Consider the following 21,619-nt stretch of genomic DNA (forward strand, 5'->3'; position numbering starts at 1 on the left):
ATCTTAGGCGGCAGGCGTGCTGCCGCTGAAGTTGAGGTAGGCGCCACCCGCGCCGTTACTCATATGCGCTTGTATTCGCCACTGGATGTTGCTGTCTGGGGTGGTCACGGTGTCGTTGAACCCAACCTGTTGCGCGGGTCTCACGTTAAACTGCGAAATGCCGATCCAAGGTCCGGAGTTGACGCGACGCTCCAACGTGAGATGCGTGACATGCATTTGCGGCTGCGTGACAACTACGGCCAACGTTCCGTCACCCCCGCCCCCAGACACCACAGTTGGCGCCAAGATTGGTGTGACATTGTCGACGGCAACGACGGTGTTCAGCAGCGGGGAAAATAGGCTTCCCTCTTCCCCATTGAAAACCCGCACACGCGCATCAATCGTCAGCCCTGCAAACGCTCCTGCCACGTAGGCACCCGCGGGGAACTCCGTCATGCTCTGCCAAGCATTGGGTACGCTGCCTGAGTAGGTGTGATAGGTGGCTTCTGCCAGATCATAGCTTTGCGCCGGCAGGACATAAGCCAAGCGAAGCTCTTTTGCCCCGCCTGGATAGGTCACCTCGATTGCCCCTTGCGGAGCGTTCGGTGTGATCATGTCGGTCTCATATCCGAGCTCTGGAATAATATCAGGCGCTGGCGCTTCGTCCGTTGCTGGATTCCAAGGCGCCAGCGTCGGCCAGACGGTGAAGGGTATCTCTACCGCGCCGTTCTCATCATCCACCCGCGGCGCATCCATTCGAACCTTCTCTACATCGTCTAAGTCCGGTTCGGTGATCTCGGCATACAGCAAGCCCCAAGCCGCGAGGCCCACCATGTTTGTCGTCATCGTTCCGCGATCGGCGCGAGCAAGCGCGAACTTGCGCCGTAGGATGCGTTGCGCCTGGCTGGCCGATGGGCAGAACGGAAGCTCAAGGTCGAAGAATTTATCGCCGTAGCGATCGACTTCATCCTGGACCTTTGCCCATACAACCTTTCCCTCAAGCGCGAGGTCGGTCATTTCGTAGTTGCGCTCGGGCGAATAGTATTTGACGCGGGCAATGTTCGGCCGCTCGACGGCCTCCGGCCCGGACTGCCAGGAGTAGTCGTAGATATCCTCTGGCGTAAAGCTGATCTCTGGCGCGATATCGTCGTCGATGAACTCAAAATAGATCAGTCCGTTCTCGTCCAGCCGCTGCTCAAGGCCGGCGGAGTCCAAGAACTGCTGCATGGTCTCGCCACGCTCGCTCTCCCATGCCCACATGCCCCAAAGGCGGGAGCGTTTCTCGGTGCCCGTGAGGGTCGGGACAAGAACGTCTGCCTTATTGGCGGCGTCCGCAATCTTTGCCCAGCTGAAGCGCGTCCACTTAAACGCCGGATCTCGGCGCAGCACATGAGCGCAAATCAGCGGGCTATTATCGGACCATTTCCACGTCAGAGGGTCGTTCGGCCACTGGGAAAGATCGCGCGGATCGAAGACTTTTGAGGCGCGAGCGATCCATTCGCTCTCCGGCGCCCCGTTCTGGTAGAGGCTGAGATACTTCTCCTCTTTCAGGCCCGGATTGTAGAACAGCAGCTGCGATTGCGCGATGCCGCGAACGCGATGCGCAGAAGTCCATAGATCGGGAAACAGCGACATGATGCCGGCCCATGCCGTCTCCGCGCCAGTGCCCAGCTTGTCCTGCCAGTTAGCCCATGATCCGCCAGGACGCGCCCACGGTGGCGAGCTGACATCTCCATTGGCTTCCACAGTGACTTCGCGCTGGCCGAGATAATAAGCCTCGATCGCATCGATCGGTCCCTGAAGCCGACAGACCAAGCGTGCGCGTGTGCTGCCATCCGTATTGCCAAAGGCCTTCAGCCCGCCGACCCGAACGCGGCCGACGCCTTCGATGATGGAGCTTTCGCCCGTTTCAAATGTGCTCTTCACGTCAGACGGCTTGACGGCTCCGCCCTTCTGCTGGCGACCGAGCAGAGACGCACCCACGATCGCAGCACCGGCTACGCCATAGCCGATCACCGTTGCCAACGTGCCGGCCACCGTGGCGGAGATGGCCGTGCTGGACAGCAGGAAGCCATGAATGCCGATGATCAGGCTCTCAATACCGGCATGCGCCGGCACTGCCCCAGCCCAATAGGCGGCGCTTATCATGAGCAGCAATGTGCGAAGTTTCATCTCTGGAAGGTCCAGGCCTTGACGATGTTGCGCGGCTGCAGGATCGACACGCCGACCTTGACCCGCCAGACGAACCGGCCGTGATCAAGGAAGATGCCGCTCACCTGCCCTGCAATCCTTGTTTCGATGATACCGACATCGCCGAACACCGGCGGGCCAGATGGCCAGATCGTGTCGTAGCGATCGGCTAGGGCTTCGTCCCACAGAGCGCAGAGCGAGCCCGCGCGCTTGATCTTGGCTTCCGCTTCCGGCCAGCTATGCCAATCGGGCTCGATCACCCGCACGCCGGTGGCTTTCTCGACCCATGAGCCGCACCAGGGCGAGCAGTCATCGACGCCAAAGACCGCTTCCTTCTCCTGGACACTTTCCATGTGCTCCTTGAGCAAGGCTTGAAGATCGATCATGCCTTGATGATCTCCGTTACCTTGACGCCCACGAAATTGAGCCCCTTGTCGCCGGGATAACGGCGCTCTTGGTCGGCTGGCGTCCACTTGCCGCCGAACGGATAGTTCTGGCTCTGCCATAGCGTCTCGACAGTGAAAGAGACGGTGCGAAGGCCAATGCCTTGGCTCTGCCGCTTTGGCGCCGACAGATAGCCTGGGAAGAGCTTTTTCAGCCCGCCGGTCCAAACCTCCTGCGTTTCCTGATCGAAGGCGCACCAGTAGAGGTCAGCAAGCGAGCCCTCAATCTGGCGAGCAGTGTCTTTAACCGAGCGAAGGAAATCGACGTTCACACCCGACAAGACGATATCGACTTTGGCCGCTTGGCCGAAGCGCGGGTCCTCCACAGCCGAGATGGACACCAGCTGCCGGCCGCCCGGGTCAGACACGCCGAACCATTCCCGGCCCCCAACCGTCTTCCGTCCGACACCATTATGAACAAGCCATGTGCCAGTCGGCAGTTGCAGCTCCATGAACCATGCGCGGGCGATGTGCGGCCGGCGCAGGAAGGCACGTTCGGCTTCCGAGAACAAAGGCGCCATCAGCTATTCGCCTCTACCCATGCAGCCAGCTCTTGGCGATGGCGTTCGCGGATCTCTGCAACTGTCACCTGGATCTCTGCTTTCTCTTCATCGGCAATGGCATCATCGTGCCGCTCGGGCTCCGGGAAGAGCGCAGCATTCATCTCATTGGCATGCAGCCGCGCCAGATCCCGCCGCTTCATGACGACGACTTCCTCAAGGGTTCTCTCTACCATGATCAGTCCGCGAAATAGTCGCGCACGTCGTAGTCGAAGACTTCCGACAGGATCAGTGTGCTTTCCTGACCCACATCAACGCCGCGGCGAGGTCCGCGCCGCTCTCATTGTCGAGCGTCATCACCAGCACCGGCATCAGCGTGGCGAAGTCGTCTGCAGTGATGGCTTTGCGAAGCGGAGGCCATATCCGATACTCACCCGATCCGAGCGCTTCAGTGATCATGTATTTTCCAAAGTGGAGCGGGAAGAACCCGATCTCGTCGCCGTAATCGAGGCCATGTCCCCAGAAAGCGGAGCCGAGCTTGATCACAGTCGTATCTCTGGCTGCGCCACCGGCCACGGCCACGTTAGGCGGTGAAACGCCCCAATTGATCCCGTTTGCCCAAGGCTGTCCGTTGCTCCAGGGCATCCCGACGCGCTCTTGCAACGGGGTGAAGTTAGCACCCGCCTCCTGAAGCGTAAGACTGTCGGGAGCGGGCCACGACACGCGCACAGCGTTCGCCCCGCCATGCAGAGCCATGACAAGTCCCTCAATGCGGCGGTAAAGTCGGCCCCTGGCAGGTGGAAGAACGAACTCATACTTCCAGTAACCAAAGGCCGACGCTACGGATTGAAACCGGCCTCCGGTGCTTTCCTGTCGACCGGTCGCCCCCTTTGATCGAGGGCCAGCCAAAGGGCGGCGGGAAATGATGCCGAGGCCGCTTGGCCAGTTGAGCAGTCGCGCCATCAGCCCCTCGTTTTACGGGTGTTGGATACCTTGTTGCGGGAATCCACCATCTTGCCGAAGTTCCGGCCCTGCTCGTCCATCCGGCGCTCCAAGCGAGCCAGGCCAGCAGCATCAGAATTCGGCGCATGGATGGTCGGCGCATAGACAAGCGATCCACCGCCGCTGGTCAGTTTCTGCCCCGGCTTGGTGATATCGACGCGCTCATTCGGCGACTTACGGAACGCGACCAATTGGCTATCGACGCCCCCGGTTCCGCCCGGCAGGATCGTCCCACCGGTAGAGAACCCGACCAGACCGCCGAGCAGGCTCTTGAAGATGCCGCCTCCGATCCCGCCGCCAAAATCCATGCTGGAGATCAGATTTGAAGCGACGGAGCTGATCGCATCCAGCGCCACATCCCTCCAGCTTTTCGTGCCCTTGATCGCATCGGCAATAGACGAGCCCACATTGCTGAAGGCACTCGCTATACCATCCCCAACTCCAGCCCCGACATTCTCGATACCGCTGAAGCTGTCGCGAATGCCACCGGCCACGCTCTGGGCGGCAGCCAGCGCCTGCGGGCCATTCTCCGCCATGCCGTTATTCAAGCCTTGGATGATGTTGGTGCCGACTTCATGCATGACACGCGAGGGCGAATGGATGCCAAGCGTACTCTTGATGCTGTCGCTGATCGAGTTGCCGATATCAGCAATGCCGGTCTTGACGGATTCCCACTTCGCCTGAATGCCCTACCAGAGGCCGTCAATGATCTGGCCGCCGATCTCCAGCATCTGTCCTGGCAAAGCCGCAAAGGCGGAAAGGATATCGGCGGCGAGCTGTTTCACTGCCGTCCCGACAGAACCGACCTTCTCGGCCACGCCATCCCAGGCAGACACAAACCCCGCCCAGGCTCCCGCCAGGAATTCGCTGATCGCGGTACCGAGCTGCTGGATCTGCGGCCAGAACGCGACAACACCGGCCGACAGAAGGGCGAGACCAGCAACCGCCGCGGCGATTGGCGCGCCGATCGCAGCAATACCGACTGCAACAAGTCCGAGGGGAACAGCCAGGGCGGCAAGGCCGGTGGTCAGGCCGGCAGCAATAGTGACGAAGCTCTGAGTTTCAGGTGACAGTTCCCGGAAATAGGTCACAGCCTCCAGCAGCCAGCTGGAAAATTCCGTCAGATAAGGAAGCATCTGGCCGGCAATGACCGCGGCGAGGCTTCCCATCGTCCCCATGATCTTGTCGAGGTTCTCGTTGAACTTGCCGGCATTGGCGCCCATCTCGGCCGTGAAGACCTGGCCGAACTTGTCAGCGTCCTTCATCGTCTGGGCTAGCGCCGCAGATCCGCCATTCAGCATCAGGATCATTTCAGCGCCCGACTTGCCCATCAGCTGCATGGCCATGGCCGTCTTCTGGGCACCATCGGGCATAGCCGCGAATTTGTCGGCGATCTCCTGCATCACAGTGCTAGCAGATTTCAGGCTACCGTCAGAGCTCTTGACGCCGATCCCGAGCTTCTGGAAGGCTTTAGCAGCATCGCCTGTGCCGGTCGCTGCGGACACCATGTTCTTAGACAGCTTACCCACGGAGCCCTGAAGGGTTTCAAAGGCAACGCCGTTGATCTCGGCTGCATATTTCAGGCGCGAAAGTTCCTCCGTCCCGATCCCGATCTTCTGGGCGATTTCGTCCATTTTGTCGGCTTCGTCGATCGCGCCCTTGACGGCCACGCCGATGGCGGCACCCGCCGCAACGGCTGCAGCGCCGGCAACCGCCAGGCCCTGCTTGATGGCAGGGCCAAACTTAGCAAGCCTGGACTGAGCACCAGTAAGGCCCTTGTCGAAGGCAGCCGAGTCCAACCCCAGAACGACCCGCAATGCACCGATGACAGAATTCATGAGCGTTTTGTTCGTCCGTTGATCCAGGAAGAGACGGAAGCGAGCTGATCTTGCCAGCTGCGCTTAGGCTCGCCGGCCTTTCCGTCACGCCAGAACAGCTTATCGAGGCGGATAAAGTCCCGGCCGTTCTGAGGCGCATAAGCCGTCAGACGTGCCACATGCCAAGCCAGCCAGGCCATAGCGTTGTGGCGGCTGCGCTGCGCCCCTTGGGCGCCGCGAATGATCGTGTCGATCTCTCGAAGGGTTAGCCGCCAGAAGGTTTTCGGGTCCTGCCCGATCTCGACCCATCCGGCGAGACGGTCGGACCAGGTGAATTCCTGCCCGCCGTCGCCTTCGGCTTTCCCGCATCGGATTTCACCTCCGGCATGGAAGCGACGATCACTTCGCCGATAAGCCGCGCACTTTCCACCAAACCATGAATTTGCATCAGACGGCCGGCCTCTCGCATGGTGATGCCGGGCTTTGCATCCGAGACTGCAGCTCGGAAGAAAGACCGCATGATGCGCATATCGAGATGCTCTTGTTCGGCCATTTCGCCGAACTCCTTGAGGAGCACGTCGGTTGTCTTGCCGAACTCGTCTTCCAGCTCGCACCATTCATTGGCGGAAAGCAGAAAGGCCAGACGCTCGCCATCGATTTCGGCCGTGATGATCCCGCGCACGCTATTTGTCATGGATCACCTTCAGGCTACGACATCAGCAGTTTCGGCACTCGTGACCGAAGTGCTGAATGCATCATTGGCGCCGGTAACGGCGACGCTCACACCTTTGCCGATATCGCCGATCAGCGGGATATAAGACTGGCCGGTAGAGCCGACGATGTTTGCGCCATCCACCTTCCACTGATAGGTGAGGTCCATAGCGCCGGCCCAGATGCCCGGTTCGATCGTCAGTGGTGCGCCGACCTTCGCCACGCCGGTCACAGCCGGAGCGGCCAGGTTACGAGGTGCGGCCGGATCGGTGAGGATCGGCTCGCCGGAAACCTTGAAGGTCACGGTGGCCGTCATCTTATCGTCGGTCGGCGCCGATTTCTCGTAGGACTGGAGAATGGCGTAGAACATCGCCTGGACGCCGTTCGGGAATGTGATCCGGCACCACTTGCGCTTGCCCTTGGCGGACATCAGAGCCTTGTCGGAAGCCGAGCCCGGAACGTAGTTTTGCTCAAACGACATCTCGCCGGGATCGGTCAGGCCGCTAATGAATTCGCGCGTCCGGTTCGGGCTCTGCATATGGGTGACGTCGACCGAATCCGTCGTGTCGGACGGCGGCGTGACGTCATAGATTTCACTGACATAGGTGAATAGGGTCGGCGTCTCGGCCGGCGCCATTTCGAATGTAATGCCGTAGCCAAGGCTGGCCTGGGTGTCGCTCATGGTTTCAGGTCCCTAGTTGGAATACCAGACGAAGATATCGGTGGAGCGCCGGTAAAGCTGATTGCCGGCGGCGCCGTCCGGCTGGAAGTCGCGGCGGTCTTCAATGAAGCCGCCCTTGAACATGATGCCGGACCGTTCGCCCCGAGCGCCTTCGATGACGGAGGTAATCGCATCGGCAATGTTTCGGGCCAGCAAGGCAGACTTGGCGTAGCCGTCGACCTGCAGGCGCACACGCTCCAGTCCGCTTCGGCCGGAATTGGTAATGTCGGGCTGGCTGCTGACAACCTGTAGAATTCCGTAGGCTGTGGACGATGCCCCTTGCGGAAGGCGCCCCCAATGGATGCGATCGCTGATCAGATGACGCACGCGGGCGTCTGCCAACAGCAGCGCAGTGATGGCTTCTTCCATGGATCACTTGCCCTTTGCGAGCTTCGCTGCCTTGCGGGCAAGTCTTGCCGCGGCCTTGGAGATCTCCACCCAAAGGCCATCCTTGATGCGCTCAAGCGTCGGCTGCTTTTCCGCGTCCCAAGCTGGCCGCAGGTGCGGCTCTGCGGCCTGGTGCTGATTGCCAAATTCGGTTTGCACAGCGGCGGGATCGTTCGGCCCAACGAAGACTTCGACCGGACTTTCCTTTTTGTTCATGCGCTTTTGGCGTTTCGTCAGCTTTGTGCCGACGCCATAGGATTTCTTGAGGTTGCCTTCACGCTCCGGAGCGTTCGCCCGACCTGCCTCGGCTATGGGTTGCGCAGCTTTCATCAGAGTGCGGCGACCGACTGATTTCGCTGTCGCACGGGGCAATTTCTTCAGTGCTTGATCAAGATCTTTCAGACCGTCAACCCGGACACTGAAACCCTTAGTTCTGGCCATCGTCCGGATCTCTTATGGCAGTGATCTCGATAAACCGATCGCGGCCATCGTCGAGATCCTTGATCCCGAAGATTTCCCAGGTTGCCCCGTCGTATGAAATGCGATCGGTGACTGCGACTGCTCTCGTGACGCTATCCTTGCGGACAACGAAGCGGCTCATCAGCACGCCGGCAACTTGATTAGAGGCGTACTTCTCGCCGTCGCTGACATCCCGCTTTCGCGCCCAGCGGCTAGCGATTTCCTGCCAAGTGTAAACCAGCTGGTTCATCCCGTCGGTCCCGCTCTGCACTTGGCGATGAAGTGCGATCCGCCGGTCTAGATCCCCTGCTTGCATCGCTTAGACCCTCAGCCACCGGTATGGATCTAGAAGCAGCATGCTCGACCTGGGCAAGCCGTCAGAGCCGCTACGGTTCTCATACAGGGCCGAGACGTACATCATGGCCGCAACCTTGAAGACGCTCTCCTTGCCGACCGGCACAAGGGCGATGTGGCAGTACTGCAAGACAGCGCTTTCGGCAGCATCCATGTAAGCCTGGATGGTGGCGTCGTCGTCGCTGGTATCGACACGCAGATGCTCTTTCACCTCTTCCAAGGTGTAAAGCGGGCCGGTAGTCAGGACGACGACGTTTCCCATTTTAGTTGCCTTACTTGCTTGCGGGATCGGTGATGACTTCGACGCCCTGAGCGCGGAGCATCTTGGCGACAGCCTCTCCGTCGCTCAGAGTGGGATCGTTGAAGTCGATCCGGTTTTGGGCAACCGTCGTTCCTTTACGAGGATCGGCATCAACAGCCGGATGAGAGAGGTCGACATCGGGCACGATCTGCGCGGGCGCGCCGGACGGGTCGATCTCGGTTGCCGGCGCGATATCAGCTGGCTTGCCTGCTTCATCGGCAGTCGCCACCGAGGTAGTGTTGCCAGAAGTATCGGCCCTCGGACGGTCGCCGCTGTTCGTCACGGTTACCGTCTCGGTGGGATGGGTTGCTCCCGCCGCCTGTTTGGCAGCAACGGGCGCGGTTGTTTCCTTCTTCGTAGCCATGATGGCCTCCTTAGAATTGAGATAAAGCGGTCGGCGAGACGGGCGGAAGAACCGCCCGTCGTATGGATCAGACGCTGATCTTCAGAGCGCGCATGGGTTCCGGGTTGTAGACGCCGCCGCCAACCCGCTTTGTCGTGTAGAAGTGCACGAACGGCTTGTTGGTGTAGGGGTCGCGCAGGACGCGAATGCCGACGCGGTCGACGACGAGGTAGGTCGCTTCCATGTCACCATAGAGAGCGGCGATATTGCCGGCCGCCACGACCGGCATATCGGGAACCTGCACGATTGGCGCTTCAAACAAGGTCGACGGCTGACCGACAGCTGGGCTTGGCTGCCAGATGTAGTTGCCATTCGAGTCCTTGATCTTGCGATACGAGGCGACCGAAAGCCGGTTCATGAAGAACTTCGCATTCTGCGAAAGCTCCTCCGGCAGGCTCGCGATCAGGTCGATCATGGCATCGAGCGTCACACCTGCAGCCGCGCCTGAGTTCTGTACCTGGATAGCGCCCCAAGGATGCTTGGCGGCATTGGCAGCACCCGTGACATAGGTCAGGATGCCATTCGGCTTGTTGACGCCGTCGCCACCGACGAAAGCAATGCCCTCCTGCCGAGAGAACTCGGTATCAACCTCATCCGAAAGCCAGACTTCGAGATCAATGGCCGCATCGTCGAGCATCTGCTGGGAGATGGCCGGGTTAGCGTAGATCTCGCCAGGAATGAAGTCGAGCTGGCCGAACTGCGGCGTGCTGGTTGCCGGACGCGAAGCCGTTTCACCAACCCAACCGGAGCCGACAGCACGATCCGTAAACAGCTTTTTGAAGCCGGCTCCGGTAATCGACTGGACTCGAGCATTGGCTCTGATCGCCGAAATCCGCTTCAGGCGGCCGGTGATTGTCCGGTCCCATTCGACCGGCGCAAGGTAACCGCCGTCTTCGGCAGTGCCCTTAGTCATGGCAGCCGAAACGTCGCCCTTGCGCATATGCGCTTTGAACGCAGCAGTGTATTCGGGGTCGCCAGGGATGTCGCCGATGATGTTGCCGGTACCGGCCGCGGCGACCTTTGCGTTCAGGTCGTCCACCGCCTTTTGGAAGTTGCCTTCCATCGTCGATAGCGCGGCATTGATGCGATCGACCTTTTCAGCGACGATCACATCGGCCTTACCTTTGAGGTTCTGCTCATTGGCAGTCTTGAATTCCTCGAAGGCTGATTTGATTTCGGCAAGCATGGCTGCCGGGTTGGATACGTCGGCGCGGGGCATCGTCAGGATGGCGCGCGGACGCGCGAGCGCGAAAGCGCCCGGTGCAATGTGCTTCATGATTTTGTCCTCTCAGGAACGAAGCGTGGAAAGGAGGCCGGACAATCCCGACCAATCAGCGCCAGCGCCGGGCGTGGCTTCAAAGGCAGCGCCAGGCGTACCCTTGATCTTGTTGAGGCGGGCGCGCGCATCGTTGCGCGTCATGCCTGCCGAGACGAGGGAAAGCTCCATCGCCCGAATTTCGTTGAGGTCGAGATCCTGCGCTTTCGCGTTCTCGTCGACCGTCATTGTATCAGCCGGCAGGAGAGCGTCGGCAAAGCCTCGATCAACGGCGATGGAGCCAGACATGAACGTCTCGGCATCCATCCATTTTGCAATCTGCTTGGGATCCTGGCCAGATCTCGCCGCATAGACCTCGACCATGGCCTGGTCAAAGGGCTCCAGCCATTCGGCCGTCTCCTTCATGTCGTGACGGTTCCCCATCGCCATGACCCAGCAGTTGTGGATCATCAGGAAAGACGCGGCTCCGACTTGGATCTGGTCTCCGGCCATGGCGATGATCGAAGCGGCCGAAGCGGCCATGCCCATGACCTTGACCGTGATCGGCTGCGGATGTTCCCGCAATACGTTGTAAACCGCGATGCCCTCGAACATGTCGCCACCAGGGCTGTTGATCTGGACCTCGACAGGCTTCGGGCCGATGGCCCGCAGCTGCGATGCAACGCGCTTCGCCGTGATGCCACCGCCCGACCAGTAATCCTCGCCAACGACATCGAACATCGTGATGACGTTGTCGCCAGGTTCTAGCGCTCGAACACCCGCAGCATCGGCCGACCAGCGATCGAACACTGAGGGCTTGGTGAAGGCAGCAACATCCCGGTTCGCAGGAAGCGGCAATGCGCCTGGGCGCGTCTTTGCCTGCGGCTTGATGAGGGCGCCACGCGGCGGCTTACGGATTGAGGATGCGGCCAGCTGGACAGCAGCCGGCTTTACCGGCTTGGGAAGCGGCTTGTTGCTCATGATCATTATCCTGTTTCGGTGCGGCTTCGGTTTCAGCTGAGCGCTGAAAGCGGGTCAATCTTGGAGGGGCGGCCCGCCGTTATGCTGCATCATCGGATTCGGCGGCATTTCGCGCTCAGGAAGGTCCATGGTGTCGCGTGCCTCGTCGTAGTGAATCCAAGGCTGGTGCCCGCCAGAACCAAGCGCCTTCGACAAATAGTCGGCCTGGTCTTTTAGGGAGCCGCGCAAGAGCGCGCCCGGATTAAACTTGGCCTCGTAGATATCGACCTCGTCATCGTCGAGGAGACATCGCTCCACGGCCTGCTGCCACGCTTCAAACCATGGGTTCAGGGCATAGGCGACGAAGAACTGGCCAAGAGCCTCGATGCCGGACCCCCAGCTGGTCTCATCCACCATCAGCAGCGGCCGAGGCACACCTGAAACGCGAGCGATTTCCTCAATTTGAAGTTTGCGCAGCTCCGTCATCTGCGAGTCTTTTGCATTCGAACCGTAGGGCTTCCACTCCATCCCCTCTTCGAGAATGAGATTCTTACCCGCGTTCTCCGCGCCCTCTTTCTCAGCCAAACTCGCCTTAAGCCGCTCAAACGCCGGATCTGACAAGGTCCCCTTATGCGATAGCGCACCGCCAACGAGCGTGCCGTTCTTGAACATGCGGCCGGCAGCAAGCTCGGCACTCAGTGCAAGGCCGATGGCCTCCTTTGCCTGTTCGATCAGCGAAAAGCCGTTCAGGCCGTCAATAGATGCACCCCGGAGGTGGAAGATGTCTTCCGCCCGATATCGAACCTTTGGCCCATTGCTCGGCTCATAGAGGTATTCCATGCGCCAGCTGGCGTTGAGGCTGACCGACATTTTCCGCGCATCGAGCGGCACCAAGCCAGACACCGTCCGCTTGCCCGTCCGGATGCTCGTCGAGCGCAGGATCAGCGCGAAGCTGTTCTTGTGCACTAGCGCACGCATCTGCATTGAGGCGCGGAAATCGAACGCGCTCTGAAAGCTATTCGGGCGACGGTGTAGCACCCGGTAAAGCGGATGATCCTTGGCCTTCTCCTTTGTCTCCTGCACGATGAGATGCAGGGGCAGCATGCCGATCGAGTTGGAGATCAGGCTGCAGGCTCGAAACATCGATGGGTTGCGGAGCGCCGTTTCCGGGTTCACGGTGAACCCGGTCGCCGTCATCATGCCGTCCCGAAGGAATTCGATCAGTCGCGGATCATCGAGCGAAACATAGCCTGCGCCGGACGCCATGACTTCTGCGCGGCCGGCTGATGAGGTGGCCGGCGCCTTGCCGCGAAACAAATCCATGATGCCCATCGGGTCAGATCATCCTTATTCCGCGGGTCTCGTAGACGGAGCGGCCGGAGGCTTCCGGGTTGAGAAACATCAGCATGGCGGCGTTGAAGAGCGCCATGAGCGGGTCGATTTTCGAAGCGCCCGCCGCTTGTTTGGTGACCAGATAGTTTGAGCCTCGAAGCTCGGTTTTCGCGTTTCCCGCAGCCCACGCCATAATCGGCTGACCGCAGTGGACCATTGTCCGATCTTTGAGCTTGCGCGGCAGCGTCGTGATTGCCGACTGCAACTTCCACCCCTGGCCGACGGCAAGAGTGAGATCGCCTTCAAGGCCGCGCTCTGCCAAGACATCAAGCAATGTTGCTATACCGTAAGAGTCGAGACCGATCCCGGCGCGCTCTGGCAGAAGCCCCGAAGCATGAATGCGTTCGCAGATGTCTGCGATTTCCTTCACGTCGTCGTCTACTTCCTTGCAGACGACCAGGTCGCCTTCCTCTTCAAACTGGCGAAGACGTGGAGCGATTTCCTGACGGCGCTGGAACACGTCCTCGTGCGCCCACGCTCGGTCCCGAGCGTGAAAGCTACGTCGGCGAAGATGGCGAGCCGCTGAAGGATGGTGAGCCTATCCCGCAACCTTTTGCCTGGAGGCCTGACAATGGTTGATCAGCTCCGAGCCAATGGTATCGGCCGTGACCCCGAAAACGACCGTGTCGTCTTTCTGTCGCTCAACCGCGCTCCCGGCGATGACGAGGTGCGGGCGATCCACGGCGCCATCCAGCGCCCGCCCGCTACCTGCCCATTCTGCAAAAGGCCGACTTACGTTCTGCCTTGCTCGCATTGCGGTGAGCCAGATGTTCCCGACGATCAATTTTGAGGACGCGAGCATGACAAATTCTGTCACCCACGACGAAGCAGTCATCGAAAACATGCGCGCGAGCGTGATCCGTAAGGCGATCGGGCCAACGATCCTACTTGGCTCCGGAACCTACTTCGATTTCGAAGATCCAGAGAGCAGCGAGATCACGATCGAGGATATCGCCTACGGTCTCGCCTTCGAAGGTCGCTGCGCCGGCCAATGCTACAGCCGCCTCCTGCAGCGCCGCGTCTTCTATTCGGTGGCACAGCATTGCGTTCTGATGAGCCTGATGGTGCCTCCGGAGCTTCAGTTGCAGGCTCTGATGCACGAGGCAGGGGAAGCCGTTTGTGGCGACATGACAGCTCCGCTCAAATCCTTGAACCCTTCGTTCAAGGCGATCGAGAAACGGTGCGAGGCGGCAATTCTCCAAAGGTTCGGCATAACCATGACCGACCTCGTCGCGCTGAAGCATCACGATATCCGGATGCTGGCAACAGAACGGCGCGATCTGCTGCTGTGGCGCGGTGAGAAATGGTCTCTGACCGACATCGAGCCTTATGATTTCCACATCACGCCATGGACGCCAGAGCAGGCAGCGGAGGCGTTCCTTGCCCGGTATGCTGAACTGACCAGCACCCCCGCCGTCGAACCGACAGCCGCGAACTCAGCGTCGAGTGCTGAAGGCGAAAAGCATCACGCCAGGGAAAGCGATAAGTACCGTCCATGCCCATCCGTAGACGAGAGCCAGAACTCCGGGATCGGAACCGTCGGGACGAGGCATGTTGTAACTGACGTACTGAAGCGCGGCGGCGGCGAAGAAAACCAAGCCAATCATGCGGAACAGCCACTTTCTCATTGTTCTCACATCGCTACCTCGACAGCGCATATCATGCCGCTGGCAGCGCCGGAAAGCAATAAGGCCGCGCCACCACCGCAAACGAGGGAGCTGGGGGTATGAGCGGACCGATCGGCAACATCCATACGCTCGACGAAGCCGCCGCTCATCTGAGGATCAATAAGCGCACCGTCGCAAAGATTGCGAAATCGCACGGCCTGTGCACTCTCTCAGGCCGGAACTACTTGTTCAGTGATGAAGACCTGCGCGCCATCTGGGAAATTCAGCGATGCCCCTCAAGCTCACCCAACGGAAAGGCTCCGACAACTGGTACGTCAGGGGCACTGTCCGCGGACAAAGCATTTTCGAATCTACTGGCACATGCGACCGGAAAATCGCGGATCAAATCCGCGTCCAGACCGAAGGCAGGCTCCTCGCTGAAAGCGTCCACGGAAAGAAAGCGCTCATCACATTCGAAGAGGCAGCTGACGCCTATATTGCTGCAGGCGGATCCTCTCGGTTCCTGATCAAGGTTTCTCCGAAAGGCAAGATTTCTGGAATTGCCGCGCACTTCCGTGGCAAGTTTCTGAAGGATTTGGGGCAGGAAGATCTGGACCGGGCGGCGCGGATCCTCTTCCCGACAGCATCGGCCGAGACAAAGAACCGCCAGTGCTACACACCCTTCATCGCGGTGTGGAACAACGCCGTGGTCAACCAATGGGCGGATCCTCGTCAATGGCGCCGGCCACGCAAGCCCAAGGGCACTAACGTTGCAACACTGAAACAGGAGCGAGCAGGTAGCAAACCTGTGAGCTATGAGCGAGCTGCTACGTTTGTCGCGGCGATGACACCCGCCACCGCCCAAATCATGACCGCGCTATTCTATACTGGGATGCGGCCCATTGAGCTCTTCACTTTGGAAGCTGAGGAAGTGAACATCGATGCGAGGTGGATCACGCTCGACAAATCCAAGACAGGCGAGCCCCGAGGTGTCCCAGTGCATGATCTGCTGGTCCCGCTGCTGACGGCTCTAGTTGCACGTGGAGGCATAATCTTCCGGTCGCACAAAGGCGAACCATATCCACCGACAGAGGAATTTGGCGGCCAGATCGCAAGCTCTATCAGTGGCGCCCGTCGCCGACTGGCAAAATGTGGCGTGATCATCAGGGATATATCGCCTTATACCGCGCGTCACACCGTCTCAACGCAACTGGTTGTCAATGGGATTCACCCTCATATAAAAGACCAGATCCTAGGACACGCCGCGGACGATATGAGCCGACACTATACGCATGTTCCACAGAAGCCGCTGATCGAGGCGATCAATACACTTCCAGTACCGCCGAGTTGGCGGGCCTTCGACTGGTGGGAGGATCCCATCTACTGGTCTCGCCGCCTCCTTACTAAACAGCAACGCCAGCCACGTGAACGCCTCAAGGCGTAGTGGCATCCGCGAACTGGAAGGACAGGCCATGGCAGACACATCCTTCGAGTGGACCGACGCAACTTGGAACACTGTCGCCAGCTGCACCATCATGAGCGCCGGCTGCACTAACTGCTATGCTATACGAGTGGCGGCTCGCCTAGATCCCATCTGCATGGAGATATACCTGGGACTCACGCGGAAACGTGACGGGCTGGGGATGATATAGCGGCAATAAGCCGTAATTTGGCACCTGGACCTGTTGAGGGTACATCGGCTCTATCAGTAGCGATTTTAGTTGCGACCTGAGCATCGAGTTGATCGTATAGAACCCATGCGCAGAAAAGTATAACCGGCTCTATATGCCATTCTGCTCTTGATCTGCACCCCGATGTGATTAGACGTAATTCTTAAAGAGCCGGCAACATGGAGACTGCGCCGGTCATTTAAAACGTCCTATTTTAGGGGGGACAGGCTGCTCCGTTGCTTGTCGAAGCTCTACAAAAGTTTTTCCGTCCACAATTATCACGGCGGTCCCGTCCTTCAGGATCGCTTTTTTGATTTTCCCCTTAAATCCTCTAGTATGGTGCCTGAACTTAAACATAAGCTGCCGGACGCGAGCTGACCTTGCCTCGTCTTCTGCAACCGCCTTGTCAAGACGCGCCTTATAACCTACCGCTACATTCTCGGCACCTGAACCATATCTACTCAAAACCAATGGGACTTGCTCGTTTGCCCCTTTGGCGCCCTGCCCCTCTCTTCTAGTCGACGACAATTGGTGTAACGCTTTTAATTTGTAGGCGATATCAGCGGAATCCAAGAATATGCTCAAAGCTCCAGGCGCGACATGGCCGCTTAGCTCTCTTGCTAGAGCTTCTGCCGGTATGTCCTCCCATACCGCAGCATGTGCCAGTAGCAACCCGGTGGTGTAGATGAGATCGCTGTCTGCGCCGCCATCTAACTTAACACTTTCTAGAAACCTCCGAACTGCTTGGAGGAAAGTCTTCCTATTCGCCTCATTCGTTAAGCTTGCTTTCAAAGCAGGCATATCATCGGGCTCAAGGTTCCACATAGGGATCATTAGGATGCTTTCAGTGGCCAGAAGCTGGGAACTAAATGGATTTGATACTGAGCGAAAAGTTCTGCTGCAGCTAAGAGATGCGCTTCGACTTGATGATCCCTCATCCCATACCTACCTGATCGATTGGAGATCCTCCAAGTAGATGTCGGTGCGTGGAACTTGATTTCTCCGCCGATCCTGGCGCGCTTGTCTGTGGTAGACATCAGGAGCGACGGATGACCCAGCTTATAGTGACCCTTAGGCAATTCCGTCCCGCGGCCCATCGTGTAGATGAAGTCGCTATCTTCATTGATCACTTCTTCAACAGCAAACCACACATGGCCAACAAAATCGATTAGCCATAGGATCGGATGCACCCTATGAATGGCGCCAGGAATGAGGAGGCCATTTGTAGCGGTAGCTAAGTACTGCTTAATTTCGCCCGCAGTCTCGTTGCTCAACATCTGTAAGCTGGCAGGACGACAATGATACTCCTGCGCGAGAATGGGGCGTCCAGCCTCTAAGCAGGGACCATACTTCAGATCCAATTCATCACTTCCGGGAGAGACTGCTGCATCCGTCGTCATCACACCACAATTGCATAAATAACTGCCGCTTTCAATAGATCTAACCGCACCACTGCTGCCTTGGTCCCGCTGTGGACGATTGAGCCGCCACTACACGCATCTTCCCCAGTATCCCATTCTCAGGCGATCTATACACTTCCGGTGTAGGGCCAGCATGACGCCTTCGATTGGCGGTAAGATCCTTTTTTGTTGGTCCAGGCGCCTGTTCACGAAGCTGCAGCGTCAGCCACAAAACGGCTCGAGGCGTAGCTACGTTCAATCTCGAGGGTTCTTCCTGCGGCAGAAGGATCAGTCGAGTTAGAGGAACAGTCGCCGGCTTAATGCCGGCGCCATGCAGAGCGGCCAACCGTTTACTTGAGGACAGGCATGATGGGCAATTCCGCCTTGGCCTCCCACGAGATTTGGGAAACCAGCGAGCGGAAGTAAGGGTACGTGGCGAATTTACCGACCCGCTGAATATAACGCTCCTTGGCTTCGTCAGAAACTTCCGGAACGTTGCCATAAACGACCAAGTACCTGGCTTCTATCTTTAGGAGCCGCTTTTTGGCGACCTTCACCTCGGTTACCCAATCGAACTGACCGCCCAGAGTACCGACCTCAGCTTCGTGGAAGAGGTCGCTCATGAAGCCCTCAAACCCCCTCACGAGCCTCTTTTTCCCTTCAGCCTCATCTCTCAGCGCCGAAAAGTATTGTGGCTTCACGTTGAACTTAAAATCAACGAGGCGTATATCGATCAACTCAGCGTCACGCACCAAGCCGTTATACTCGACGACGTCATCCGCCACTTCAGGTGCAGTGTCCTTGACTTCTTCGTCCTGGGTCATGCCGCCACGCGCGGCTGCCGAGGCGCAGGCTTACCGCCATTGTCGTTCTGCATCATTACTGGTCGCCGATCCCTGCAGCTGGAATTGATCGCGCGCATTAGCATTGCAGTAGTCGTTTCACGATCGGCACTACGTGCGACTGCCGACACAGAATCCATTGCCGGACGGGTCCATGCGCTTTCGTCCAGCTTCACCGCCATGCCAGCTTGAGCGTAGTGGGGCTGAACAGACTGCGACGAAAAGTGGCACTGAAGGCCAAGCCCAAGAAAAATCTTTGCAATCGTATCAATGGTCAGGTTTGCATCGTCGCTCAATGCCTGCGACACCCAAGCCTGGCTCACACCCAGCTTGCGAGCAAGGTCCGCCTGGGACATGCCAGCATTGGCAAGCGCACGGAGGATTTCATATTGTGTATCGGCTTTCAGTTCCTCAGTTGCGAAGACCAGCGCCTCTTCGGCATTGGAAGGACCAAATTTCATTCATGACCTCCAGTCAAATATAATCTGCCATTTTACGAGCGGCAGCCTCTAGCTTGTCGCGGTCGGCTTCGTTTTGTTTTTTCGCGATATCAACCTCGGTGACTACAAAGCGGTTCCCGATGACGCATCCATACGCGCGCAACTGCCACGCTTTGAAGGCGTAAACAGAAAGCTGGGTCCCACGTTTGTCACCCGTGGAAAACTTTCCTTCAAATTTGAGTTGTTCATTTGTGAGAAATTCAAACCCGTCATCGCAAAACTTTTGCATCCACTTTTGACAACGTGCGAGTTGCTGCCGGTCAGCTTTCTTGAGATGCCGTTCAACCTGCCCCGTCATCATGACGTCGAACTTTCTGCCGGAGCAAACTTTTATTAGATCGGTCATTCAATCCAGCCGGAGCCTTAAGTTATAACTTAATCCTTGACAATGGGTGAATCAAGGAACTTCGTCGATTGCATGCGGGAGTACGGCGGAAGAATCGTAATTTGGATCGGCATATAACTAAGGACGAAATTGCATTATTGCAAATCCATCTCGTGCATAATCAGAGCAGAGACGAAATGTTTATTTGGAAACGTCAGGTCTATCTGAAGCTTACATTCTCCTACCTTCATCCTTGGTAAGGGAGAGGCCGAGAGTTCAAATCTCTCTAGCAGCACCATTTCCTCATCATTTTGCTTGAAACCGAGTGCCGGTTTTCTTCGGCTGCCGCGATGACTTTGCAATCGCCCTACAGCGCCGGAGATCGCTCGTTGGTCGTATCGTCGTCCCCGGCTGCATTCGCATCGGCGAGCTTCACGAACTCGACGCCTCTCGCCTTCAAAGCCAGAATGGCACGGGCAATGCCCTCGCCGGCTGCGTGGCTCGGCTGGTTGATGTGGGAAATCACCACATCGCCGTCCTTGGCCGAAGCTATGCGTCTTTCCGTCGCCTGTGCTCCCAGCAGGGAGCCGTCGTCGCCATTCAACGAATAGCCGGCGATCCTGTAGCCCATAGCGCGGATTTCATGGATGGCCGACAGGTCGTACCTCGCCGTGGCGCCGCGGAACCACCGGGGCGCCGGCAGGCCCGCAGCCAGCATGGCCTCGGCTCCCCGCGCCACTTCCCGGCCGACAGCTTCCGGCGATCCCGCCGCAGCAATGCCATAGATTGCCACCGGCAGATCCACAGCGGGAACATGGTTTTCGCCGTGATTTTCCACCTCGAACAGATCCGGATTTTGCAGGAAGATTGCCACCGCCTGCGGATTGCTGCGCAGCCACCGCGCAGTGACGAAGATGGTCGCCGGCACGCTTTCGTGCACCAGGGTCGTCAGGATGCGCTCGTCGGCCTTGCCCATGCAGGCATCGAAGGTCAGCGCGATCCGCGGCGCCTTGGCATTGCCGGAGCGGGAAACATGCAAATGCGGCTCGACCAGCTTCTGCGGCTGTGACGGCCGCTTGGGCGACGGCGCGGAGCCCGCATCGGCGACAGGCGCCGCGGGCGTGCCATGGATGTCAGCGGCGGCCTCGGCGGCAACCGCAAACGGCGATAAGGTCAACAGGCCGAAAACGGCAAGGGCGCAGCGCATGAAATACTCGTCGAGTGCAAAGACACGCCTGCTTTAGCGTCAGAGGCTGCACGGCGCCATGCGTCCACCAACACTGCCGCCTTGCAATAACATGTTGGCTAGAGCGCTGCAGCTAGAAGCGGACCGAAGCCAAACGGGTCTGAAGCGATTTCAAGTCTTCCGCCTTGCGCGCCGCCAGCCCCTTTTCCCAGCGGATCGCCGTATCGACAATCAGGTCGAGATCGTCGTGGCGGGGCGTCCATTCGAGCAGACGCCTGGCCAGCGTGGAATTCGCGACGACGCTTGCGGCGTCACCCGGCCTGCGCGGTCCATAGCGAATATCGAATTTGCGGCCGCCGATCCTTTTCACCGCTTCCAGCACTTCGAGCACGGAATAGCCCTGTCCATAGCCGCAATTGGCGATCAGCGGCTCGCCGCCACGCCGCAGGTAGCTCAAGGCCCGCAAATGCGCGTCGACCAGATCGCTCACGTGGATATAGTCGCGGATGCCCGTGCCGTCGGCGGTGGGGTAGTCGGTGCCGTAGACATCGACGCCGCGGCGCTTGCCCAGCGCTGCTTCGCAGGCGATCTTGAGCAGATGCGTGGCGCCTTCCGTGGAAAGTCCGGTCCGACCAAGCGGATCGGCACCGGCGACGTTGAAATACCGCAGGGCCACGAAGCGGAAGTCATAGGCCGCGGCCGCATCCCGCAGCATCAGCTCCGACATCAGCTTCGATTGGCCATAAGGATTTTTGGGGCAAAGCGGCGCCGTTTCCAGGACCGGAGTTTCGTCCTTCTGCTCGCCATAGACGGCGGCGGTGGACGAAAAAACGAAATGGCGGATGCCGGCGTCGACGGCGGCCGCCGCCAGAAAGCGTGTATTGCCGGTGTTGTTTTCATAATAGTCGAGCGGTCGGGCCACGGACTGGGGCACGACGATGGAGCCTGCAAAATGCAGGATGGCGTCGATACGGTTTTCGGCAAAGACTTGTTTCAGGGCAATCGGGTCGCCGACATCGCCGAGATAGAATTTTGCTTCCGTCGGCACCGCCCAGCGAAACCCCGTCGACAGACGATCGAGGACCACGACATCCTCGCCGGCATCGAGCAGAGCCCATGCCATGTGGCTACCAATATAACCTGCACCCCCGGTGACGAGAACCGCCATATCGATACTTCCCTGCGCTTGTTGTTGTGCGCAGGGAAACACAGGCG

At 58.8% G+C, this 21,619-nt stretch carries 28 protein-coding genes and 1 pseudogene; 4 read left to right on the forward strand and 25 right to left on the reverse strand.

The genetic code is table 11. The features are described 5' to 3' along the window. Positions 1–3 precede the first annotated feature (3 nt). The 18 genes from E2F50_RS13090 to E2F50_RS13175 form a co-directional block, all read right to left on the reverse strand. Positions 4–2,151, reverse strand: coding sequence for a phage tail protein (locus E2F50_RS13090; protein ID WP_133316614.1), 2,148 nt, complete (start codon positions 2,149–2,151; stop codon positions 4–6). Further along, a complete protein-coding gene (locus tag E2F50_RS13095) occupies positions 2,148–2,555 on the reverse strand; it encodes a DUF6950 family protein (protein WP_133316615.1) in 408 nt (135 codons plus the stop codon). The genes E2F50_RS13090 and E2F50_RS13095 overlap by 4 nt, the downstream gene beginning before the upstream one ends. Continuing rightward, positions 2,552–3,133: a transcriptional regulator gene (locus tag E2F50_RS13100; protein ID WP_133316616.1), complete on the reverse strand. Its 582-nt coding sequence runs from the start codon at positions 3,131–3,133 to the stop codon at positions 2,552–2,554. Before E2F50_RS13100 ends, E2F50_RS13095 begins: the two co-directional genes overlap by 4 nt. Then, positions 3,133–3,348: a hypothetical protein gene (locus E2F50_RS13105; RefSeq protein ID WP_133316617.1), complete on the reverse strand. Its 216-nt coding sequence runs from the start codon at positions 3,346–3,348 to the stop codon at positions 3,133–3,135. Before E2F50_RS13105 ends, E2F50_RS13100 begins: the two co-directional genes overlap by 1 nt. 52 nt (positions 3,349–3,400) lie before the next feature. After that, positions 3,401–3,868, reverse strand: coding sequence for a hypothetical protein (locus E2F50_RS23410; RefSeq protein ID WP_245515407.1), 468 nt, complete (start codon positions 3,866–3,868; stop codon positions 3,401–3,403). 206 nt (positions 3,869–4,074) lie between these two features. Then, the gene (locus E2F50_RS13115) at positions 4,075–4,650 is read right to left on the reverse strand and encodes a hypothetical protein (RefSeq protein ID WP_133316618.1); all 576 of its coding nucleotides are present in this window, start codon (positions 4,648–4,650) and stop codon (positions 4,075–4,077) included. A gap of 153 nt (positions 4,651–4,803) precedes the next feature. After that, positions 4,804–5,952 (reverse strand): phage tail tape measure protein, encoded by a 1,149-nt coding sequence (locus E2F50_RS13120; protein WP_133316619.1) that lies wholly within the window; start codon positions 5,950–5,952, stop codon positions 4,804–4,806. Between the two features lie 244 nt (positions 5,953–6,196). Beyond that, a complete protein-coding gene (locus E2F50_RS13125; protein ID WP_133316620.1) occupies positions 6,197–6,625 on the reverse strand; it encodes a hypothetical protein in 429 nt (142 codons plus the stop codon). Between the two features lie 9 nt (positions 6,626–6,634). Next, the gene (locus tag E2F50_RS13130) at positions 6,635–7,324 is read right to left on the reverse strand and encodes a phage tail tube protein (protein ID WP_133316621.1); all 690 of its coding nucleotides are present in this window, start codon (positions 7,322–7,324) and stop codon (positions 6,635–6,637) included. Positions 7,325–7,336: 12 nt separating this feature from the next. After that, positions 7,337–7,732 carry a tail completion protein gp17 gene (gene gp17 / locus E2F50_RS13135; RefSeq protein ID WP_133316622.1) on the reverse strand — a complete coding sequence of 132 codons (396 nt, stop codon included), beginning with the start codon at positions 7,730–7,732 and terminating at the stop codon, positions 7,337–7,339. Between the two features lie 3 nt (positions 7,733–7,735). Further along, a complete protein-coding gene (locus E2F50_RS13140; protein ID WP_133316623.1) occupies positions 7,736–8,191 on the reverse strand; it encodes an HK97-gp10 family putative phage morphogenesis protein in 456 nt (151 codons plus the stop codon). After that, a complete protein-coding gene (locus E2F50_RS13145; protein ID WP_133316624.1) occupies positions 8,178–8,525 on the reverse strand; it encodes a phage head closure protein in 348 nt (115 codons plus the stop codon). The genes E2F50_RS13140 and E2F50_RS13145 overlap by 14 nt, the downstream gene beginning before the upstream one ends. A 3-nt stretch (positions 8,526–8,528) precedes the next feature. Beyond that, positions 8,529–8,825: a head-tail connector protein gene (locus E2F50_RS13150; RefSeq protein ID WP_133316625.1), complete on the reverse strand. Its 297-nt coding sequence runs from the start codon at positions 8,823–8,825 to the stop codon at positions 8,529–8,531. Positions 8,826–8,835: 10 nt separating this feature from the next. After that, positions 8,836–9,228, reverse strand: a complete 393-nt coding sequence (locus E2F50_RS13155) for a hypothetical protein (protein WP_245515409.1) — start codon at positions 9,226–9,228, stop codon at positions 8,836–8,838. A gap of 67 nt (positions 9,229–9,295) precedes the next feature. Then, positions 9,296–10,543, reverse strand: coding sequence for a phage major capsid protein (locus E2F50_RS13160; RefSeq protein ID WP_133316626.1), 1,248 nt, complete (start codon positions 10,541–10,543; stop codon positions 9,296–9,298). Positions 10,544–10,555: 12 nt separating this feature from the next. After that, positions 10,556–11,503 (reverse strand): head maturation protease, ClpP-related, encoded by a 948-nt coding sequence (locus E2F50_RS13165; protein WP_133316627.1) that lies wholly within the window; start codon positions 11,501–11,503, stop codon positions 10,556–10,558. A gap of 54 nt (positions 11,504–11,557) precedes the next feature. Beyond that, positions 11,558–12,682 (reverse strand): phage portal protein, encoded by a 1,125-nt coding sequence (locus E2F50_RS13170; RefSeq protein WP_245515410.1) that lies wholly within the window; start codon positions 12,680–12,682, stop codon positions 11,558–11,560. Positions 12,683–12,818: 136 nt separating this feature from the next. Continuing rightward, the gene (locus tag E2F50_RS13175) at positions 12,819–13,334 is read right to left on the reverse strand and encodes a hypothetical protein (RefSeq protein WP_202615454.1); all 516 of its coding nucleotides are present in this window, start codon (positions 13,332–13,334) and stop codon (positions 12,819–12,821) included. A 111-nt stretch (positions 13,335–13,445) separates the two neighbouring features. Here E2F50_RS13175 and E2F50_RS13180 point away from each other — a divergent pair, with 111 nt between their 5' ends. From E2F50_RS13180 to E2F50_RS13195, 4 genes and pseudogenes are all read left to right on the forward strand, one after another. Then, the gene (locus E2F50_RS13180) at positions 13,446–13,664 is read left to right on the forward strand and encodes a hypothetical protein (RefSeq protein ID WP_133316629.1); all 219 of its coding nucleotides are present in this window, start codon (positions 13,446–13,448) and stop codon (positions 13,662–13,664) included. Positions 13,665–13,674: 10 nt separating this feature from the next. Then, on the forward strand, positions 13,675–14,604 hold the full coding sequence (locus E2F50_RS13185) for a hypothetical protein (protein ID WP_202615455.1): 930 nt from the start codon (positions 13,675–13,677) through the stop codon (positions 14,602–14,604). Positions 14,605–14,770: 166 nt separating this feature from the next. Then, positions 14,771–15,925, forward strand: a complete 1,155-nt coding sequence (locus tag E2F50_RS13190; protein WP_133316630.1) for a tyrosine-type recombinase/integrase — start codon at positions 14,771–14,773, stop codon at positions 15,923–15,925. A gap of 28 nt (positions 15,926–15,953) precedes the next feature. Beyond that, positions 15,954–16,118, forward strand: a pseudogene (locus tag E2F50_RS13195) (DUF5131 family protein); the annotation flags it as partial. A gap of 228 nt (positions 16,119–16,346) precedes the next feature. Here E2F50_RS13195 and E2F50_RS13200 read toward each other — a convergent pair. The 7 genes from E2F50_RS13200 to galE all read right to left on the reverse strand — a co-directional run bounded on the left by E2F50_RS13200 (position 16,347) and on the right by galE (position 21,572). Beyond that, a complete protein-coding gene (locus E2F50_RS13200; RefSeq protein ID WP_133316632.1) occupies positions 16,347–16,985 on the reverse strand; it encodes a hypothetical protein in 639 nt (212 codons plus the stop codon). Further along, a complete protein-coding gene (locus tag E2F50_RS13205; RefSeq protein ID WP_133316633.1) occupies positions 16,985–17,551 on the reverse strand; it encodes a hypothetical protein in 567 nt (188 codons plus the stop codon). The genes E2F50_RS13200 and E2F50_RS13205 overlap by 1 nt, the downstream gene beginning before the upstream one ends. A 350-nt stretch (positions 17,552–17,901) precedes the next feature. Further along, the gene (locus E2F50_RS13210; RefSeq protein WP_133316634.1) at positions 17,902–18,375 is read right to left on the reverse strand and encodes a hypothetical protein; all 474 of its coding nucleotides are present in this window, start codon (positions 18,373–18,375) and stop codon (positions 17,902–17,904) included. After that, entirely contained in the window at positions 18,372–18,854 is a 483-nt protein-coding gene (locus E2F50_RS13215; protein ID WP_133316635.1) for a helix-turn-helix domain-containing protein, read from the reverse strand. Before E2F50_RS13215 ends, E2F50_RS13210 begins: the two co-directional genes overlap by 4 nt. Positions 18,855–18,867: 13 nt before the next feature. After that, a complete protein-coding gene (locus E2F50_RS13220) occupies positions 18,868–19,239 on the reverse strand; it encodes a hypothetical protein (protein ID WP_133316636.1) in 372 nt (123 codons plus the stop codon). Between the two features lie 346 nt (positions 19,240–19,585). Next, on the reverse strand, positions 19,586–20,425 hold the full coding sequence (locus E2F50_RS13225) for a polysaccharide deacetylase family protein (RefSeq protein WP_133316637.1): 840 nt from the start codon (positions 20,423–20,425) through the stop codon (positions 19,586–19,588). Positions 20,426–20,537: 112 nt separating this feature from the next. After that, positions 20,538–21,572, reverse strand: a complete 1,035-nt coding sequence (gene galE, locus E2F50_RS13230) for a UDP-glucose 4-epimerase GalE (protein ID WP_133316638.1) — start codon at positions 21,570–21,572, stop codon at positions 20,538–20,540. Positions 21,573–21,619: the final 47 nt, after the last annotated feature.

This window comes from Rhizobium deserti, from assembly GCF_004358025.1.
GTDB classification, from domain to species: Bacteria; Pseudomonadota; Alphaproteobacteria; order Rhizobiales; family Rhizobiaceae; genus Neorhizobium; species Neorhizobium deserti.

Bases quoted from the DNA above. Each gene is read 5' to 3' on its own strand.
- E2F50_RS13090 (WP_133316614.1), bottom strand. From the start codon at position 2,151: ATGAAACTTCGCACATTGCTGCTCATGATAAGCGCCGCCTATTGGGCT.
- E2F50_RS13095 (WP_133316615.1), bottom strand. From the start codon at position 2,555: ATGATCGATCTTCAAGCCTTGCTCAAGGAGCACATGGAAAGTGTCCAG.
- E2F50_RS13100 (WP_133316616.1), bottom strand. From the start codon at position 3,133: ATGGCGCCTTTGTTCTCGGAAGCCGAACGTGCCTTCCTGCGCCGGCCG.
- E2F50_RS13105 (WP_133316617.1), bottom strand. From the start codon at position 3,348: ATGGTAGAGAGAACCCTTGAGGAAGTCGTCGTCATGAAGCGGCGGGAT.
- E2F50_RS23410 (WP_245515407.1), bottom strand. From the start codon at position 3,868: ATGGCTCTGCATGGCGGGGCGAACGCTGTGCGCGTGTCGTGGCCCGCT.
- E2F50_RS13115 (WP_133316618.1), bottom strand. From the start codon at position 4,650: ATGGCGGAGAATGGCCCGCAGGCGCTGGCTGCCGCCCAGAGCGTGGCC.
- E2F50_RS13120 (WP_133316619.1), bottom strand. From the start codon at position 5,952: ATGAATTCTGTCATCGGTGCATTGCGGGTCGTTCTGGGGTTGGACTCG.
- E2F50_RS13125 (WP_133316620.1), bottom strand. From the start codon at position 6,625: ATGACAAATAGCGTGCGCGGGATCATCACGGCCGAAATCGATGGCGAG.
- E2F50_RS13130 (WP_133316621.1), bottom strand. From the start codon at position 7,324: ATGAGCGACACCCAGGCCAGCCTTGGCTACGGCATTACATTCGAAATG.
- gp17 (WP_133316622.1), bottom strand. From the start codon at position 7,732: ATGGAAGAAGCCATCACTGCGCTGCTGTTGGCAGACGCCCGCGTGCGT.
- E2F50_RS13140 (WP_133316623.1), bottom strand. From the start codon at position 8,191: ATGGCCAGAACTAAGGGTTTCAGTGTCCGGGTTGACGGTCTGAAAGAT.
- E2F50_RS13145 (WP_133316624.1), bottom strand. From the start codon at position 8,525: ATGCAAGCAGGGGATCTAGACCGGCGGATCGCACTTCATCGCCAAGTG.
- E2F50_RS13150 (WP_133316625.1), bottom strand. From the start codon at position 8,825: ATGGGAAACGTCGTCGTCCTGACTACCGGCCCGCTTTACACCTTGGAA.
- E2F50_RS13155 (WP_245515409.1), bottom strand. From the start codon at position 9,228: ATGGCTACGAAGAAGGAAACAACCGCGCCCGTTGCTGCCAAACAGGCG.
- E2F50_RS13160 (WP_133316626.1), bottom strand. From the start codon at position 10,543: ATGAAGCACATTGCACCGGGCGCTTTCGCGCTCGCGCGTCCGCGCGCC.
- E2F50_RS13165 (WP_133316627.1), bottom strand. From the start codon at position 11,503: ATGAGCAACAAGCCGCTTCCCAAGCCGGTAAAGCCGGCTGCTGTCCAG.
- E2F50_RS13170 (WP_245515410.1), bottom strand. From the start codon at position 12,682: ATGATGACGGCGACCGGGTTCACCGTGAACCCGGAAACGGCGCTCCGC.
- E2F50_RS13180 (WP_133316629.1), top strand. From the start codon at position 13,446: ATGGTTGATCAGCTCCGAGCCAATGGTATCGGCCGTGACCCCGAAAAC.
- E2F50_RS13185 (WP_202615455.1), top strand. From the start codon at position 13,675: ATGACAAATTCTGTCACCCACGACGAAGCAGTCATCGAAAACATGCGC.
- E2F50_RS13190 (WP_133316630.1), top strand. From the start codon at position 14,771: ATGCCCCTCAAGCTCACCCAACGGAAAGGCTCCGACAACTGGTACGTC.
- E2F50_RS13200 (WP_133316632.1), bottom strand. From the start codon at position 16,985: ATGATCCCTATGTGGAACCTTGAGCCCGATGATATGCCTGCTTTGAAA.
- E2F50_RS13205 (WP_133316633.1), bottom strand. From the start codon at position 17,551: ATGACGACGGATGCAGCAGTCTCTCCCGGAAGTGATGAATTGGATCTG.
- E2F50_RS13210 (WP_133316634.1), bottom strand. From the start codon at position 18,375: ATGACCCAGGACGAAGAAGTCAAGGACACTGCACCTGAAGTGGCGGAT.
- E2F50_RS13215 (WP_133316635.1), bottom strand. From the start codon at position 18,854: ATGAAATTTGGTCCTTCCAATGCCGAAGAGGCGCTGGTCTTCGCAACT.
- E2F50_RS13220 (WP_133316636.1), bottom strand. From the start codon at position 19,239: ATGACCGATCTAATAAAAGTTTGCTCCGGCAGAAAGTTCGACGTCATG.
- E2F50_RS13225 (WP_133316637.1), bottom strand. From the start codon at position 20,425: ATGCGCTGCGCCCTTGCCGTTTTCGGCCTGTTGACCTTATCGCCGTTT.
- galE (WP_133316638.1), bottom strand. From the start codon at position 21,572: ATGGCGGTTCTCGTCACCGGGGGTGCAGGTTATATTGGTAGCCACATG.